The following is a 14,628-nucleotide window of genomic DNA, read 5'->3' on the forward strand; positions in this document are numbered from 1 at the left end:
GAATAAACCCCAACACCCACAAAAACCCAACAAAACAAACACTTATCAACCTAACCAGGTAAATAAATGAAGACCCTTAAGGGGGATTTGTCATGGTAATTCTTATAAACGCAATTAATTATAGTAATCATGGCTATCCGCGAGGGGGATGTAATAATCACGACTGCACCATATGTTTCAGGCTACAGGGTTGTTAAGGTTCTTGGCGTGGCTATTGGCGTTACAGTGAGGTCAAGGGGCCTTGGCGGCAGGTTTCTCGCAGGCTTAAGGTCACTAGCCGGTGGTGAGATTAGGGAGTTCACGGAGCTTGCTGAGCAGGCTAGGAGACAGGCCATTGAGAGGATGATTCAGCACGCTAAGGAGCTTGGGGCAAATGCAGTAATCAGTTTTAGGCTTGATTCAAATGAAATAAGTGAATACATGGATGAGATAATAGCCTATGGGACAGCAGTAATTATACAACCTGAGGAGAGTTCTAGAGCGCAATCAATTGATTAAGGGGAATTGAATGCAGTTGGAAGCAGTAGTCCTAGTGGCTTACCTAACGGTGGCGTCAATCATCACTTACCTCCTCCTAAATAGGTTACTGTGGCGTGGTGAGCGGGACTGGGTGTTTATTGGGGTTGGTTACATGATACTGGCCTTAATACTTCAATACCCAGCACAGCAAGCGCCCTTCATAGTACTACTTTTAAGCCACTTAAGGAGTATAACTGACTTAAGTAGTATCATATCTAGTGTCGTTAAGCCTAATATTTACCTCATATCCATATACATGGGTTCATTGGCAGGCATCTTCCAGGAAACAGCAAGGTACTTCGCGGTTAAGGATAGGGCCATGGAGGCTTCATTATACGTAGGCTACGGTTTCGCTTTAATAGACATTGCAGTGGCCGTAATGGGGTCATTAGCTACGTTAATAATACCCAACAACCTCAACATCACCATTACTACCATGGGAGTTATTAGTCTAGTAGGCCTACTACTGCAGCCCCTGGTCTCCTTCCTATTTCACCCTGGGGCATCAATGATGCTGAGGAGTATGCAGGCTAATGGGCATGGATTAAGGGGGTTAATTGCGGTTACTACTGCCCACGCTTACATGGACTCATTCCTGGAGTATCTTGACTTAGCCATAGTGTTCGGTGTCATTACTAGCTACGGGGATGTACTTAAGCTATCGCTCGTGTACTTCATATCTATTACAATAATACCAGCATTAATCTTCTCATACGGCCTAAGAGCATTGAGGAAATTAACCTTTACTAGTAATGCTCCTTAATTTAATTGTTCATTTTGATTCAGCTTCACTTCATGCTGCCTGTAACCTTTATTTCATACGCTTCCCTTACTACTGCTCCTCCTCTCCTCAATGCTTCTACTGCCTTCTGGAAGTAGCCTTCCTTAGCCTCATAGATTAGTAGTGCCATTGCTAATTCCTCATTAATAGCGTATAGGTAGGTTAAAGTTAGGTTAAGGCCTAATTCAGCCAACGCCGAAGCTAACCTAGCCAAGGCACCAGGCCTATTAGGCAATGCAATAAAGAATACGAACACACCATTAGGTGAGGATAAGATACTCCTATACACCTGCCCAAAAACATTACCAACCTCACTAAGAACAGTGCCTAGTGTTTCACCGCTTGACCCCATAGTATAGCTTACGTATGCTGTTAATAAACCTTATGGTTTATTAATCTTAAGTTCAGTTCTCATTAATTACTGGTTTATTAATTGAGAGACGTCGAATTGAGAGTACTTGCCTAGGATACTGTTGCTGCAGCGCACTTTATCAACGGCCTTGGTTAATTTAGTCTCAGCGTCACCGATCATTATGCAGTGGGTTGCTACTACATTAATGCTGGTGGCGCCCATGCTTCTCAGCATTCCTGCAGCGCCAACTATAGTGCCTCCAGTTGATATTATGTCATCGATGATTACCACATCCTTACCCTTAACGTTAATGCTCCTTAGGGTGAATGAAACCTCACCACTATACCTATCCCTATGCTTCTCCAGGTAGTCGTACTCAACCCCAAGTTCCCTAGCCAATTCCTCAGCCCTCCATAGGGAGCCTGAGTCAGGGCTAACTACAACTGGGTTACTTAGGTTCTTAAACTCCCTTGCGTATAGTTTGAATGGTTTAAGGTTAATGAAGCCTTGGTAACCCTCGAGGCTCTGTGGCTTATGAATATCAACAACGTATAGGTACTCAACCCCAAGGTTCTTAAACACGTTGAGCATAACGTTAATGCTCACGGGCTCACCCTCAAGGAACCTTCTATCCTGCCTGGCGTAAGGCATGTAGGGTATGAATAAGCCCACCCTGGATGCGCCTAAGCCCTTAACAGCATCCAATAGCAACATTACTCTAATTAACCCCTGGTCTTGATTAGGGTAGAGCCTAGTTACGTAGAGTACATCACTGCCCTCTACATTAGCCTCAACCCTAACGTATTGCTCACCATCCGGGAACACCTTATGAGTAATCTCCTTAGCCTCAGCATTAATCCTGGATGCCACGTTAATCCCCAGGTCCCTTGAGGATTCATCATAAAGCACAATCCTCCGCATAAAAGGGATTAATAACTAGGATGTTTAATGCTTAACTGAAGCCTTAACCCTGCTGATTAAGCTGCTTCCCAATTCCCTCAAGTAACCCAACCATGAAGAGTAAACCCCTCTTAACATTCGCATCAGTCATAAGCTTCCTAATCAAGCCAATTGTTGACGCTGATTCACTGGACTTGGCAGCCTCCACTGCGGATTCAATGGCCTCATTAAGCCTAATGCCCTGTATTAGGTTCAGTGATTCGCTCAGTGACTTAAGTAGGTTCCGTAACGCTGGGTTTAGGATAATGTCGTTAATAGCCTTAACGTTATCTTCACTACCTAGGAATGCGCCCAGGGAATCTACTAGTCCACTATTACCCATTGCGTTGATTAACTCCATCAACTTAACAGTGTTCTCAACAGTCCTCCTGTCACTTAACCTAACCAGTAGCCTAATGAGATTCTCCGCATTAGCCAGTAGTATAACGTTGTCTGTGGTTAGTAATTGGTTGAATAGTTCCTTAAGGAACTCCTCATCATTAAGCAGGTCGTTTACTAGGTCAAGTAAACCTAATTCATTAAGCCTCCTGGCTATTGAAACTAACTTAGTGATTGAGTCCAGGTTCTCAATGCTGAGTAGGCTTGCTAACTTATCTTCACTGGTTTCATTAACCATTGCTAATTCCCCAACCTGGGCTTTTAAATCATTCACGTTAATCACCTGAATACCCCAATTAACCTTTCAGGGGATGTGGCATCAAAGTAGGCTTCCATTAATGGATCCCATAATTCAGGGTACTTCAACATACTCCAGTATGATGCGGCGAAGGTTAATTTAAGGAAGTGGTTAACCCTGTTAGGCGGATACTTCACTACACCATGCTTACTATCACTTATCACGAAGGTTCCTAACCCATAACCCATGTCGAAGGGGCAGTGCGTCCTACCAGTATTACGCGCATCCTCACCGGTGAGTATCTTAGCCACAACTGTGGCCTGCAGGTGGGCGGTCACACCAGTCTTAGCTACCGGTAGTGCTGACGCGTCCCCTATTACGAAGGCGTCGTCAAACCCCTTAATCCTGTTTGTACCATTGTCGGCAAGCACGAAGCCATCCTGGTCAAGCACGTTATCTGGGCTATACTTTATGCTTACGCCAACGTGGGGTGGTATTACTATTGCTGCATTGAACTTAAGCTCCTCACCCTCAATTGAGTAGGCTATGCCCTTCTCAGCATCAACGTGGTCTAGGGTGAAGAAGGTTACCGTCTCAATACCCCTCTCCTTAAGAATGGGCTCCACAATCTCGTTCATTGGCTCAGCAGGGTATGGCCTTGGGTATGAGGTTGCGTACACTACTCTAACCTTATCCCTAACACCCCTCCTCCTAAGAAGCTCCTCGGCTAAAAGAACACCCTCCAGTGGGCTTGGAGGGCACCTGTAGCGTTCATAGGCGAGTATGAAAGCTAACGTACCCTCATTAATACTGTTCACGGTCCTCCACACCCTCCACGCATTCTCCTCACTACTATGGTAGTCACCGTAGAGTTCAGTTAACTGGCTTAACCCAGGTATCTTGGAGTAATCCACAGTTGCCCCAGTGGCCACCACTAGGTAATCGTAGCTTAGCTTCCTACCGTTATCTAACTCAACGTACCTATCATTAAGGTTAATTAACCTGGCTCCTGATTGAATGAAGCTTACCCAGGGCTTAATGAGGTCCCTAATCTCCCTCCTAATGCTTCTCCTAGATCCCTTGAAGGCAATGTAGAGTAGCCAGGGTAGGAAGTAATTGTACGGTTGCTTATCAACCACCGTTACCTCAAACTCATCCTTAGGTAGCCTATTAGCCAATACTAATCCACCAGTCCCCCCACCGATAATTATAACCCTCCTCCTACCGTTACTCACACTAATCACCTCTTGGCCGTAACCTTAACAACGGCCACTATCTTGTCCTGGTCCCTCCTAAGCTCCACAAGCTGATTACCAGTCCTATTAATCCAAGCCTTCAAGTCTGATTCAAAGCCGGGGTCGGTGGCCCAGACCTCTATTAAGTCACCGTTCTTAGCGTTCCTATACGCCTTAATTAGCTCGGTTATTGGGCCTGGGCATGCAATACCCCTCGCGTCCACAGTCACCTTACTGCCCTGAGTCATGCCGGTCACCTATATGAATAGTACTTGCCCACCCTTAGCCACCTCAAGGAACGTGGTTACCCCAACCACATCATCAACAATACTTGGGTCGAAGTCCTCCTTCTTAAGCCCCATGGCCTCAGCCATCATTGAGCATGCGTAAACCTTAACATTACCCAACTGCTTACCCTGCTTAACCATATCAACCCAACTCGGCGCCTTAATCCTAGCCATACCCTGCTGTAGGGCAGGCACCATTTGCTCAAACTCCTTAGGCCAAGTTGGCTGGGTAGGCTTCCTGAGAACCTTCATTAGGGCCCAGCCAGTTACGAATATGTTAACCTCATAACCCAGTGCTGCGGCTGCCTGGGTTATTACACCAACCGGTATTAGCCTATCGTCCGTACCCGAGAAGACAATCATACTTATCTTTTCACTTCCCATACTGGTCAAATGTGAAATAGGGTCCTAGTATAGAAAAGTAACTATTGTAAAGTAAAGGTAGGGATTAATAATGGAAAAGTTTATTAAACACAGGCATGTGAAATATCGTTTACGTAATTAATGCATAATCAGACCTGCAGGGATTAGATCATTAACTCACCAGTGGTTCAATTCATCACAATGCTTAAACCACCCCACTTAAGTATTTGAAAGTTACTGCAGTAGCCATGTTGGGATGATAAATAGGCTTAAAAAGGGAGGGGTATTCAGCTTAGGTGACTGGGCCGGTAGTCTAGCCTGGAAGGATGCCCGCTTGGCATGCGGGAGATCCCGGGTTCAAGTCCCGGCCGGTCCACCACTTAATGATTTAGTTAACGTGGGGGGACTCCTTACCGGTACCCCTTTACTCCTCCTTACCCTCTTCCTGCATTGGCTTCCCCTACAATAATTTGTTCATCCTAGTGTTGGTTAGGTTTAATCGTCAGTTCCCCTAAAACACCCTCACATCCTCGGTGACGGGGTTGTTCATCACTATTACCTGCTATGGTATTGTTAAGTTTATAAAGGTTTTAGGGTGTTTTAGAGTGTGACAATACCTAGGGTTAGGTCCTATGTACCTGGCCTTGATGAAGTACTCTACGGTGGCATTCCAGATAGGAGTGTGGTTCTTGTTTCAGGTGGCCCTGGTACAGGTAAGTCAATTCTAGGTAAGCAATTCCTGTACAATGGACTCACAAGGGGTGAGGGGGCGGTTTTCGTTACCCTTGAGGAGCATCCTGTGGCTGTTAGGAGGAGTTTCAGGCACTTTAACTGGGATGTCTCAAAGTTCGAGAGGGAGGGTAGGTTCGCGATTATTGATGCGTTCACTACGGGTATTGGTTCAGCATCCCAGAGGGAGAAGTACGTGGTTAAGGATATTGATAATGTCCACGAGTTAATTGACCTACTTAGGCAGGCAATAAAGGATACGGGGGCTAGGAGGATAACCATTGACTCAGTGAGCACCCTATACTTGACTAAACCCTCGATAGCTAGGTCAACGGTCATGCTGCTTAAGAGGGTTATAGCAGGCCTAGGCACAACAGCATTCTTCATTAGCCAAGTATCGGTTGGTGAGAGGGGCTTCGGCGGCCCTGGTGTTGAGCATGCTGTGGATGGTATAATTAGGCTTGACCTAGATGAGGTTGATGGTAAACTCTACAGGTCACTAATAGTGTGGAAAATGAGGGACACTAAGATATCGATGGTTAGGCACCCAATGGACATAACTGATGAGGGCATTGTGGTGTATTGGGATAAGTACCTTAAGTTAACAGCCACCTCAGCTGAGGTTCAACCATTAGGTAAGGAGGATGTTGAGGAGATGAGGAGGGCTGTGGAGGAGGCTGAGAAGGCCAGTAGGGAGGTTAAGCCAACCCGCGGGACTGAGGAGGAAGAGGAGGATTAATTATCTTAGTATTTATTTAAAGTAATTAATTAGGTTCATGAGCTTAATTCACTCAGTGCCTCATTAAGAAGCTTCCTAACCCTCTCCACCTTCTCCCTTAACCTACTCAACTCCTGCGTTGACGTTGCGGCTATTTCAGGCGGTAAATCCACCTTAAAGCCCTCCTTGGAGAGCCTCTCGTAGGCCTTCAGGACTAATTGACCCGCCTTAGTCTCACCCCTGAGGTGCTTCCTAATGGTGGCCTCGGTGACGCCAACCTCATCAGCTATCTGGGATGTGGGCATTCCAGCCTTCTCCCTGGCGAAGGCTGCTGCGGCTGTGTATAGGCTGTCAACCCATGTTAATCTCTCATGGGGGTTCTTTAGGGCCTCAAGGGTCTCCTGGGAGAATAACACCATGGCCAGTAGGGCGCTTTCAAGTTTCCTAATGTCCTCCTTACCCAGGGGTTTAAGAGGTATCGACTCAGACATAGTATAAGTATCTGCTTAACCTTATTTAAAGCATACGCCTTAGAATAATGGGTATTTAATTATAACTAATGAAGCAGTTTCTTAGTCTTCATGAATCAATAAATGAATGATTTTAATTTAAATGCAGTAAGGGGACTCCTTAGGCTAAAGCCTTCTTAGCCATTGCGTAGGCTAATGGCACAACCACTATTGCGAAGGCTATTGCCAAACCCCAGGCCAACGCGTAGAAGACTTGGGTAACATTAGTGAAGGGTTGGACAATTATGGCCATAGCCATGAGTATTATCACCGCGTAGAGAACCAGCTTCCCGTAATCCAGCATCCCGCTCATTTCAGGATGCGCCTTGGAAATGTCTGAGACAGTCTTATTAACAATACTTATACCTGTGTATAATACCACCGAGCCTATTATTATGTCATAGAATAAATATGGGCTAATCGTAGTAATCCAGTAGAATATGGCCCATGTTACCGCAATGGTTATTAAAACAGCGTATAGGCCGAACCTAAGAATGTTAACTATGAGGTTAATGTACTCCTCACCAGCCCCAACCCTCTTCTGTATGTAGAAGGTTAATGCATCAACAAGCAGTAGGCCAAGGGTTAGGAGTATTATTAGGCCTGCTAGGTATGGTAGGTAGTCCGCAATCATTGTGACGTAGGTTGAGGCAACCCCAAGGTAAGGTATAACGTAAGTTAACGCTATTGCAATGGCTATCAGCATTATAGTTGCCTCAACCCCACCTATCGACGTGTTAACCATATCCATGCTTAACCCAATTTGCTTAGCTAAGCCAGGTAGTAGCCTCCTAAGTATCATGGCGGCAATAATGGCGATTACGTACCCAACAATAATAGTGACTATGAAGTATACTACAGCCCACACTACTGCAGGTATTGGATCACCAGTCAATAACACGTATGCTATTAAGGGATTCATAACATAAATAACTCAATTTAGGTATTTTTAAGTATTGCTCCATACTTAGTATAATTTTAATTATATATAATGTACTTAAAAAATTGCGGCCTAAGATAAGCAGCACTCTAACTAATGGCATCCCTTGAACGCCGGGGTTACCTGGTAATAACACTTTTATAGGTAACCTAATACTTCCTAATTATGACTAAGTTAAGTGAGGTCCTCTGGTTAAGTATTGGGGACGTTTACGATGCAATAATTAAGCACCCATTCATTAGGGGGCTGGTTGATGGTTCATTAAGTGAGGATAGGTTCAAGTACTACATTGCCCAGGACCACATGTACCTTGGGGAGTACATTAAGGCATTATCAGTAATAGCGGCTAAGGCACCGAAGGTTGAGGAGGCTCAAGTATTCCTGAGGCACTCAATAGGTGCGATTGAGGTTGAGAGGAGGCTTCATGAACACTACATGAGGATTTGGAACCTTAACCCAGCTGAGTACGTAATGTCACCAACGAATAAGGCCTACACAAGCTTCCTCCTAACGGAGGCTTACTCTAAACCATACTACGAGGCAATAGCGGCAGTACTACCATGCTACTGGATTTACGAGAAGGTTGGGGTTGAGTTATCAAGGTACGAGATAAGTAATGAGAATTACAGGCTATGGGTCTCAACGTACAGTGGGGAGGAGTATAGGGCATCCGTTAGGGAGGTGTTGGGGATAGTTGACTCCATGAGTGTAACTGAGGGTCAGTTAAACGACATGATTAAGGCATTCAGGTTAGCCTCAATATACGAGTACATGTTCTGGGACAGCGCATACAGGATGGAGAAGTGGCCAATAAACCCATAACCAATAAGGCGTATTTACCATAAGAAGGAGCAAAACCCCTACCTACTAAAGAGTTCGACTTTCATTAGTTTCACTGGTGCCCTCCTCAAGGCCTACTCACAGGCTTCACAATGGCATCCTCCGATTAAAACTCGGAGGAAAAGCATAGGTTTTTCTAAATTATTAAAAATTTAGAAGAAATCAAAAATAAGGAGGAGTTACTCCACGGGGTAAAAGACTATTAAAACCACAGTGCCCTACCTTCAGAGGCAACTAGGCCTCATTCCCTCTTCTTGAGGTGAATTTATAGCTTCTCTTCAAGATCAATTTAAGCGTTTCGGGTTTAGTGAGTCAAGGCTGAGGAAGTGATGTGGAACTAATGTTAAGAGAGCTATATTAGTAACTAATATGGCTTGCAGGCTCTTTGACCCTTACCCCAAGTCCTCAAGGGGAGGAATTCTTCGACCTAGATGAGGTGATTAATGAGGTTGAGAAGCTGGTGGAAGGCAAGTTCTGGCCTCTGCTCATAGGCCCTAAGAGGACTGGTAAGACATCCATACTGAGGATAGTGGCCAGGGAGCTTAATGGAATTTACGTAGACGCCTCAGGAATTAGGTCAGTTAGGGACCTGGGTTATTCCTTAGTTGATAAGGCTGAGGTGAAGCTTCAGGTAGACCTCAAGTTCATTAAAGTGGAGATAAATAAGAAACCAACTAGGGGTGTTCAGGCATTGCTTGATAGGCTTAGGGACTCAATAATACTCATTGATGAGGTCCAAAGCCTAATCTCACCCTGGTTCCTTAGGCTCCTGGCCAACGCCTACAATAACTCGCAGGTGAGGTTCGCATTTACAGGTTCAATGATAGGCTTAGCTAAGTCATTAACAAGGCAGGGTAAGGGTGATGAATTGGGGAGGTCTTTTAAGGGAAGGCCAGTAATCAGAGTTGAGGTTTCATCCTTCAATGAGGATAAGGATAAGGAATTCCTCCTCACCGGGTTCAGGAACTGCGGTGTGGTAGCTAAGGAAGAGGAGGTTGAGGATGCTGTGAGGGCCTTTAGGGGATTCAAGGGTGGTTAACCTACTACGGTAACTTCAGGGCCCTGGGCTATGGCCACGATAAGGCTAAGGAAATGGTGGCTAATGTAGCGGAGACGCTGGTTAAGGAGGAGGTTAAGGAACTGGGTGAGCTTGAGAGGGTGGTTTTAGGGGCTATTAGTATGGTTAATGAGGCTAGGTGGAGGGAACTAAAGGCAATAACCGAGAGCCTACTGGGTAGGGAGGTTAAGGACTGGAGCTTCACCCACGCATTGAAGCAGCTGGTAAACGCGAGGCTGGTAAGGAAAATCAATGACTACTACTCCCTAATCGACCCCATGTATAAGTTGGCCTCATAGGGTGAATTTTACAGGAAAGCTAAGAATAATGGCGGGTATGGGGTAATGTTGAAGCATTAGGGGATCATTATTAACCATGATTAAGTTGATCTAAAGCTTAATTAATTAGCCTTAACTATTAACCTCGTGGTTGCTTACGTTGCCGTAATGGTTGGTGTATCATTACTGAGGAATGTAATTAATACTGGTTTCATTAGTAAGAAGTATGAGGTAATAATTAAAAACGCCTTAGATGGCGATCTTGATTCCGATAGGAAACTTGGGGTTACTGGGTTTAACGCTGATTTACTTAATGGTTTAAGGGAGTTCATTAAAAGCAACCCTAAGGGGTGTTGCGCCGAATTAGGTACATTAATAGCCCTTAGCGGTAGTATTAAGGATCATATTGAAGTTGAGTTCTTCTACACCGACACTAAGACCACGTGGTTATCAGCCTTAGCATTATCCAATTGCCTAAGTGAATGCGGTGTTGCTCAAGGGATTAACGTGATTGGTAGTACCCAGGTTCCATTGTTTGGTGGTAATGATCTGGATGAGGGCTTGGCATCATTGGTTAATGTTGTCGGTAGGAAATTGGCCAGTAGGGTTTCTGGAGGTGATGATGCCTACGTAGCCTTCACCGGTGGCACTAAGATTGAGGCTGTCTTAGTATCAATGGTTGCTTGGTTAATTGGCGCTAGGCCTATTTACCTAATGGAGAGGGGGCCATTAATAGTGTTGCCTAGGCTTCCAGTGGACTTGAATAATAGTGTAATTAATGTTCTTTGTTCAGCCGTTAAGGGCAGCATTAATACTAGTGATATGCAGGACTTAATTAGGCTTGGGTTAATTAACATTAATAGGAATGGTTACATGGTACCTAAGTGGATTAATGCTTTACTTAAGGTTAAGGGCTTATGTTAACCCACGTGGTAGGCCATTGGGTTTACCTTAATGTAAAGTGGGTACTTGTAGGTGAATGACTTAACGTAGGCTACACCAGCATCAGCAACGGTGAGGAATCTCCTCTCTGATTGAGGCACATTAAGCCTCTCAAGGACTCTCTCATCGCTCCTAAGCACTATTTTCGTGTTAGTTAACTGCAATACGGCGTCATTAAGGTCATCGGGAATATGGGTTGCGAAAACTACTGAAATACCCCTACCTCTACCCAGCCTAGTTAACCTGGTTAAATGTCTCTCAAGCATTGACCTCTCATCCTCACTCCTGGCCTGGGGGAAGAATAAGTGAGCCTCATCAACCAGTATGACGGCTAACCTACCCCTATTCCTAAGGTGTTCAGGACCCATGAAGCCGTAAACCTTATCCAACACCCTGTAAACGAATATCCTTTGGGCCACTGGGGGTAAGCCAACTAGGTGAAGCACCACGTAGCCTGGTTCAAGTATTTTACCGTAGCTTGGTTCATGAACCTTAAACTCAACCCCACCTTTACTATAGGCTACATCAACTATACCGGATTCATCAACGGCAAGTATGGTCCTCAATATGTTCTCAAGCGTACTCGTGTGTATTCCTAAATCCCTTGCAACAACCTCATAGTTAAGTAACAGCCTACCGCTCATTTGAACATCACTTGGGCTTGTTAAGTACTGGAAAATCCTATTGAAGGTTAATTCACCCCTTAACCTCCTCATGACCTCCCTAATGATTCTACCGTAGAACATTCTAGCTTGATCAGTTAACATTCCCGTAACCTCATGAACCCTATAAAGTATACTCCTGGTGCTTAAAGCCCAGGGAATGAGTGTTACGTTAACCTTCTTATCCTCAAGGGTTACGTTAACCTCATTAATAATCACTGTTCCCCCACTCTTTAATACACGGCCCTTAATCCTAATTCTTAATTTACCTAGCTTTAATCCAAAGGCCTTAAAGACATCATTAAGGTACTGCCTAGTCATCTTAAGCGCCATTGACTTAGCTAAGGCTCTAGCATCCCCTCCCCTAAGGTTTCTCTTAACCCAATTCCTCATCATGGGTATGAGGACCTTCACTGGTACATTATTGAAGACTAGGTGATTATAATGGCCAACAGTGTCCAAAGCCATAACAGTTACGTCACCGTAATTAGTGAGGAGACTTAGGGCAATGTTCTTCAGTAACGTAGTTTTACCACTGCCTGTGGTTCCAACAACCAGCACGTGGTGGTTCAAGGCCTCTAGAGGTAACTTAACGTAATTACCCTTAACCTCATGGCCATTTGGTAAGGCTAAGCTACCTAATTCTACGCCACCACTGGGTAATGAAAGCATGGTGGCTACTTCACCCTCCCTCGGTATCCTAACCATTGAGTGGATCCTGGGTGGTGTACTGGGTGGTTTACAATCATCCTTAATGCACTCCGCCACTAACTCAAGCTTAATGAACCTGGGAATGTACCTTACCCCCATTGCCAACTCCTGCTGGAGGGAGAGTATGGGTGTTCTTGCTATTGAGTAAATGTCCTCAACCTTAGACTCAGTTATCCTGGCTAAGTAATTAACTTCACCACTTGACTCAACGACAAGGTACTCACCCACTGGGAAATCCATATCGCACTCGGTAATCATGTAGACCTCCGAGCCCTCTAGGGAAACTGCGCTAGCCATTAATCTAGTTATGAGTCCCACGTACGTCTTACAGTCGATGTTCTCCATGCTACTCACCCTCCCTCATTACCCTATTCAATTCCTCCAAGCCCTCGTAGGTTAACCTCAATGGTGACAATGATGCAAGTAGCCTAGTTAAGCTTACGTTAAGCCTCCTGGATAACCTATCAGCTATGCTTACTGGTATTGGTACACCATCCATACCCATGTAGACTGTTAAACGCATAGCCCCCTCCTCAGCTAACCCCTCATTAATTGCCTCAACCCTAATCACGTTAACCTCCTTACCAACCCTGGAGGCTACGTACCAGGCGTACTTGGTGTGTTCATTAATGGTTATTTCAAGGGGACCAATCATTGCTGTGAAGAACCTCCTATCACCAAACTGCCTAACAGTCTCATTCTTAATTAAAGTATCATCATCAACACTAAAGCCCTTACACCTGGAGTAGTAGGTTGATTGACTAATCCTCTTAACAACTCCAACTGCCATAACCCCATCAACAGCATTCACCCTACGCCTAATGAAGTCCTCATATAAGTCGGCGTAAGGATTACCCACCATTGTTAATACCCTAGGCGTAGGGAATATTGGCCCATCAATAAGTAGTAAGGAATCCCTAACCCCCATTCCCCTATACGCTTCAGTTAACTTAACCTCAACCTCAGTCCTAACCTCATCCCTAACAGCCTCCTCATTATAAGAACCATCAAAAACCCTACCCAATACACTGGATTTAAGCAAAACATACTCCCCCGCATCACTTTCTAAACCACTTACTGAACTCTCATCAACCTTAAACCTAAGCCTAAGCCCAAGCCAACGAGCCTTAACACCACCGGGAACAAGCAAATTCTCCTCACCAACCAATGCACCAGTGACCACGTATACGTCAGCATTCTCAAACCTAAGCATGGAGGATTGGGAATCAAGGCCAAAGAGGCTCACAGGCCCAGCAGGGGCCTCATCAATAAGCCTAACCTCCAACTCCCCACACTCAACACCAACACCAGAGTCAGAAAGGCTCACTGGACATAAAATCACCAACCCTACCCCTCACCACATTCAAAGCCTCAACAAGCTTAAACAACTCATCCGCACCCAAGCACAGGCAATTCAATTAAAAACCTAACCAAAGGGAAGCCCATCGGAAGCCCACCATTCAAAACAAAGCTAAAACCACAGGAAGAGTAATACACTAAAAACACACTAACACATAAAACCACCAGAAACCCCACAAACCATTAATGAGGCAAAAATTAACAATTCCAAAGAACAACCACACCCCACCAATAGGGAAAGCTTAAAAACGAGGATAAAAAGACAAGCACCGGAAACTCCCTAAAGGGAGTAGAAGGATGTTGCTTGCATCATCCGATGGCTGTATGGATGAAACAACTTCGAAGCTCCCTAATTAGGGAGTAGAAGGACAACACGATTAACAAAACGACCAACCCACGTATTAAATTCAGAAGCTCCCTAAAGGGAGTAGAATGGTTTTATGAGCTGTATAGGGTTTACAGGTTTTTAACGTGGTGAGAGCGTTATTGAGGGCCCGGTAAGGGAATTTGAAGATAACCTCCTCCCGTCTTAAGGGGGTGGGGTTTTTATGCTGGGGTCTCAAGACTAGGTTCACCCACCGAGGGCACCCAACCCAGAAGCTAAATATTTAAAACCCGTCATGGCATCCCCACCCAAAAGGCGAGGCTTAAAGTACGTTGTAAAGATTAGGGGTTCAATTACTTAGAGGGTTTAATGATCATGAACCTAGGTTTAAAAATTAGGTGAAAGTTTAAAAGCTCATAATCTCATTAGGAATTTGAGTAAGGTT

17 protein-coding genes and 1 tRNA gene are annotated in these 14,628 nt (G+C 44.9%); 8 read left to right on the forward strand and 10 right to left on the reverse strand.

Annotated features, from left to right (window positions below):
- The first annotated feature begins 129 nt into the window (after positions 1 to 129).
- Together Q0C29_RS06060 and Q0C29_RS06065 are read left to right on the forward strand one after the other, a co-directional pair.
- Positions 130 to 498 (forward strand): heavy metal-binding domain-containing protein, encoded by a 369-nt coding sequence (locus Q0C29_RS06060; RefSeq protein ID WP_291999764.1) that lies wholly within the window; start codon positions 130 to 132, stop codon positions 496 to 498.
- Positions 499 to 508: 10 nt separating this feature from the next.
- Positions 509 to 1,282 carry a hypothetical protein gene (locus Q0C29_RS06065; protein WP_291999765.1) on the forward strand — a complete coding sequence of 258 codons (774 nt, stop codon included), beginning with the start codon at positions 509 to 511 and terminating at the stop codon, positions 1,280 to 1,282.
- Positions 1,283 to 1,307: 25 nt separating this feature from the next.
- On the opposite strand, the gene Q0C29_RS06070 is transcribed toward Q0C29_RS06065, so the two are convergent.
- The 6 genes from Q0C29_RS06070 to Q0C29_RS06095 all read right to left on the reverse strand — a co-directional run bounded on the left by Q0C29_RS06070 (position 1,308) and on the right by Q0C29_RS06095 (position 5,113).
- On the reverse strand, positions 1,308 to 1,652 hold the full coding sequence (locus tag Q0C29_RS06070) for an amino acid-binding protein (RefSeq protein ID WP_291999766.1): 345 nt from the start codon (positions 1,650 to 1,652) through the stop codon (positions 1,308 to 1,310).
- 66 nt (positions 1,653 to 1,718) lie between these two features.
- Positions 1,719 to 2,573, reverse strand: coding sequence for a ribose-phosphate diphosphokinase (prs, locus tag Q0C29_RS06075; RefSeq protein ID WP_291999767.1), 855 nt, complete (start codon positions 2,571 to 2,573; stop codon positions 1,719 to 1,721).
- Between the two features lie 43 nt (positions 2,574 to 2,616).
- Positions 2,617 to 3,264 (reverse strand): DUF1641 domain-containing protein, encoded by a 648-nt coding sequence (locus Q0C29_RS06080; RefSeq protein WP_291999768.1) that lies wholly within the window; start codon positions 3,262 to 3,264, stop codon positions 2,617 to 2,619.
- A 5-nt stretch (positions 3,265 to 3,269) separates the two neighbouring features.
- Positions 3,270 to 4,463 (reverse strand): FAD-dependent oxidoreductase, encoded by a 1,194-nt coding sequence (locus Q0C29_RS06085; RefSeq protein WP_291999769.1) that lies wholly within the window; start codon positions 4,461 to 4,463, stop codon positions 3,270 to 3,272.
- Between the two features lie 5 nt (positions 4,464 to 4,468).
- Positions 4,469 to 4,711, reverse strand: a complete 243-nt coding sequence (locus Q0C29_RS06090) for a sulfurtransferase TusA family protein (RefSeq protein ID WP_291999770.1) — start codon at positions 4,709 to 4,711, stop codon at positions 4,469 to 4,471.
- 9 nt (positions 4,712 to 4,720) lie between these two features.
- Complete coding sequence (locus Q0C29_RS06095) at positions 4,721 to 5,113, reverse strand: DsrE/DsrF/DrsH-like family protein (protein ID WP_291999771.1); 393 nt, start codon at positions 5,111 to 5,113, stop codon at positions 4,721 to 4,723.
- Between the two features lie 302 nt (positions 5,114 to 5,415).
- Between Q0C29_RS06095 and Q0C29_RS06100 the strand changes: the two genes are divergently transcribed.
- Positions 5,416 to 5,492, forward strand: a tRNA-Ala gene (locus tag Q0C29_RS06100).
- Positions 5,493 to 5,726: 234 nt separating this feature from the next.
- On the forward strand, positions 5,727 to 6,581 hold the full coding sequence (locus Q0C29_RS06105; RefSeq protein WP_367173639.1) for a KaiC domain-containing protein: 855 nt from the start codon (positions 5,727 to 5,729) through the stop codon (positions 6,579 to 6,581).
- A gap of 35 nt (positions 6,582 to 6,616) precedes the next feature.
- Here Q0C29_RS06105 and Q0C29_RS06110 read toward each other — a convergent pair whose 3' ends face one another.
- Together Q0C29_RS06110 and Q0C29_RS06115 are read right to left on the reverse strand one after the other, a co-directional pair.
- Positions 6,617 to 7,051 (reverse strand): regulator, encoded by a 435-nt coding sequence (locus Q0C29_RS06110; RefSeq protein WP_291999773.1) that lies wholly within the window; start codon positions 7,049 to 7,051, stop codon positions 6,617 to 6,619.
- 139 nt (positions 7,052 to 7,190) lie between these two features.
- Entirely contained in the window at positions 7,191 to 7,991 is an 801-nt protein-coding gene (locus Q0C29_RS06115) for a hypothetical protein (RefSeq protein WP_291999774.1), read from the reverse strand.
- Positions 7,992 to 8,174: 183 nt separating this feature from the next.
- Between Q0C29_RS06115 and tenA the strand changes: the two genes are divergently transcribed.
- From tenA to Q0C29_RS06135, 4 genes are all read left to right on the forward strand, one after another.
- Entirely contained in the window at positions 8,175 to 8,831 is a 657-nt protein-coding gene (gene tenA, locus Q0C29_RS06120; protein ID WP_291999775.1) for a thiaminase II, read from the forward strand.
- Between the two features lie 403 nt (positions 8,832 to 9,234).
- A complete protein-coding gene (locus Q0C29_RS06125; RefSeq protein WP_291999776.1) occupies positions 9,235 to 9,888 on the forward strand; it encodes an ATP-binding protein in 654 nt (217 codons plus the stop codon).
- A 53-nt stretch (positions 9,889 to 9,941) separates the two neighbouring features.
- Positions 9,942 to 10,205 carry a hypothetical protein gene (locus tag Q0C29_RS06130; RefSeq protein WP_291999777.1) on the forward strand — a complete coding sequence of 88 codons (264 nt, stop codon included), beginning with the start codon at positions 9,942 to 9,944 and terminating at the stop codon, positions 10,203 to 10,205.
- 126 nt (positions 10,206 to 10,331) lie between these two features.
- Positions 10,332 to 11,108: a putative CRISPR-associated protein gene (locus Q0C29_RS06135; protein WP_291999778.1), complete on the forward strand. Its 777-nt coding sequence runs from the start codon at positions 10,332 to 10,334 to the stop codon at positions 11,106 to 11,108.
- Here the strand turns inward: Q0C29_RS06135 and Q0C29_RS06140 are convergent.
- Entirely contained in the window at positions 11,105 to 12,844 is a 1,740-nt protein-coding gene (locus Q0C29_RS06140; protein WP_291999779.1) for an ATP-binding protein, read from the reverse strand. The genes Q0C29_RS06135 and Q0C29_RS06140 overlap by 4 nt on opposite strands.
- A 1-nt stretch (position 12,845) precedes the next feature.
- Positions 12,846 to 13,826 (reverse strand): DNA double-strand break repair nuclease NurA, encoded by a 981-nt coding sequence (locus tag Q0C29_RS06145; protein WP_291999780.1) that lies wholly within the window; start codon positions 13,824 to 13,826, stop codon positions 12,846 to 12,848.
- Positions 13,827 to 14,628 lie beyond the last annotated feature (802 nt).

It is taken from the genome of Caldivirga sp. (assembly GCF_023256255.1).
In the GTDB taxonomy this organism is placed as follows: Archaea; Thermoproteota; Thermoprotei; order Thermoproteales; family Thermocladiaceae; genus Caldivirga.

What these genes read in the sequence shown, in the direction of transcription:
- Q0C29_RS06060 (WP_291999764.1), top strand. Translation starts at nt 130, where the DNA reads ATGGCTATCCGCGAGGGGGATGTAATAATCACGACTGCACCATATGTT.
- Q0C29_RS06065 (WP_291999765.1), top strand. Translation starts at nt 509, where the DNA reads ATGCAGTTGGAAGCAGTAGTCCTAGTGGCTTACCTAACGGTGGCGTCA.
- Q0C29_RS06070 (WP_291999766.1), bottom strand. Translation starts at nt 1,652, where the DNA reads ATGGGGTCAAGCGGTGAAACACTAGGCACTGTTCTTAGTGAGGTTGGT.
- prs (WP_291999767.1), bottom strand. Translation starts at nt 2,573, where the DNA reads ATGCGGAGGATTGTGCTTTATGATGAATCCTCAAGGGACCTGGGGATT.
- Q0C29_RS06090 (WP_291999770.1), bottom strand. Translation starts at nt 4,711, where the DNA reads ATGACTCAGGGCAGTAAGGTGACTGTGGACGCGAGGGGTATTGCATGC.
- Q0C29_RS06095 (WP_291999771.1), bottom strand. Translation starts at nt 5,113, where the DNA reads ATGATTGTCTTCTCGGGTACGGACGATAGGCTAATACCGGTTGGTGTA.
- Q0C29_RS06110 (WP_291999773.1), bottom strand. Translation starts at nt 7,051, where the DNA reads ATGTCTGAGTCGATACCTCTTAAACCCCTGGGTAAGGAGGACATTAGG.
- Q0C29_RS06115 (WP_291999774.1), bottom strand. Translation starts at nt 7,991, where the DNA reads ATGAATCCCTTAATAGCATACGTGTTATTGACTGGTGATCCAATACCT.
- tenA (WP_291999775.1), top strand. Translation starts at nt 8,175, where the DNA reads ATGACTAAGTTAAGTGAGGTCCTCTGGTTAAGTATTGGGGACGTTTAC.
- Q0C29_RS06130 (WP_291999777.1), top strand. Translation starts at nt 9,942, where the DNA reads ATGGTGGCTAATGTAGCGGAGACGCTGGTTAAGGAGGAGGTTAAGGAA.
- Q0C29_RS06140 (WP_291999779.1), bottom strand. Translation starts at nt 12,844, where the DNA reads ATGGAGAACATCGACTGTAAGACGTACGTGGGACTCATAACTAGATTA.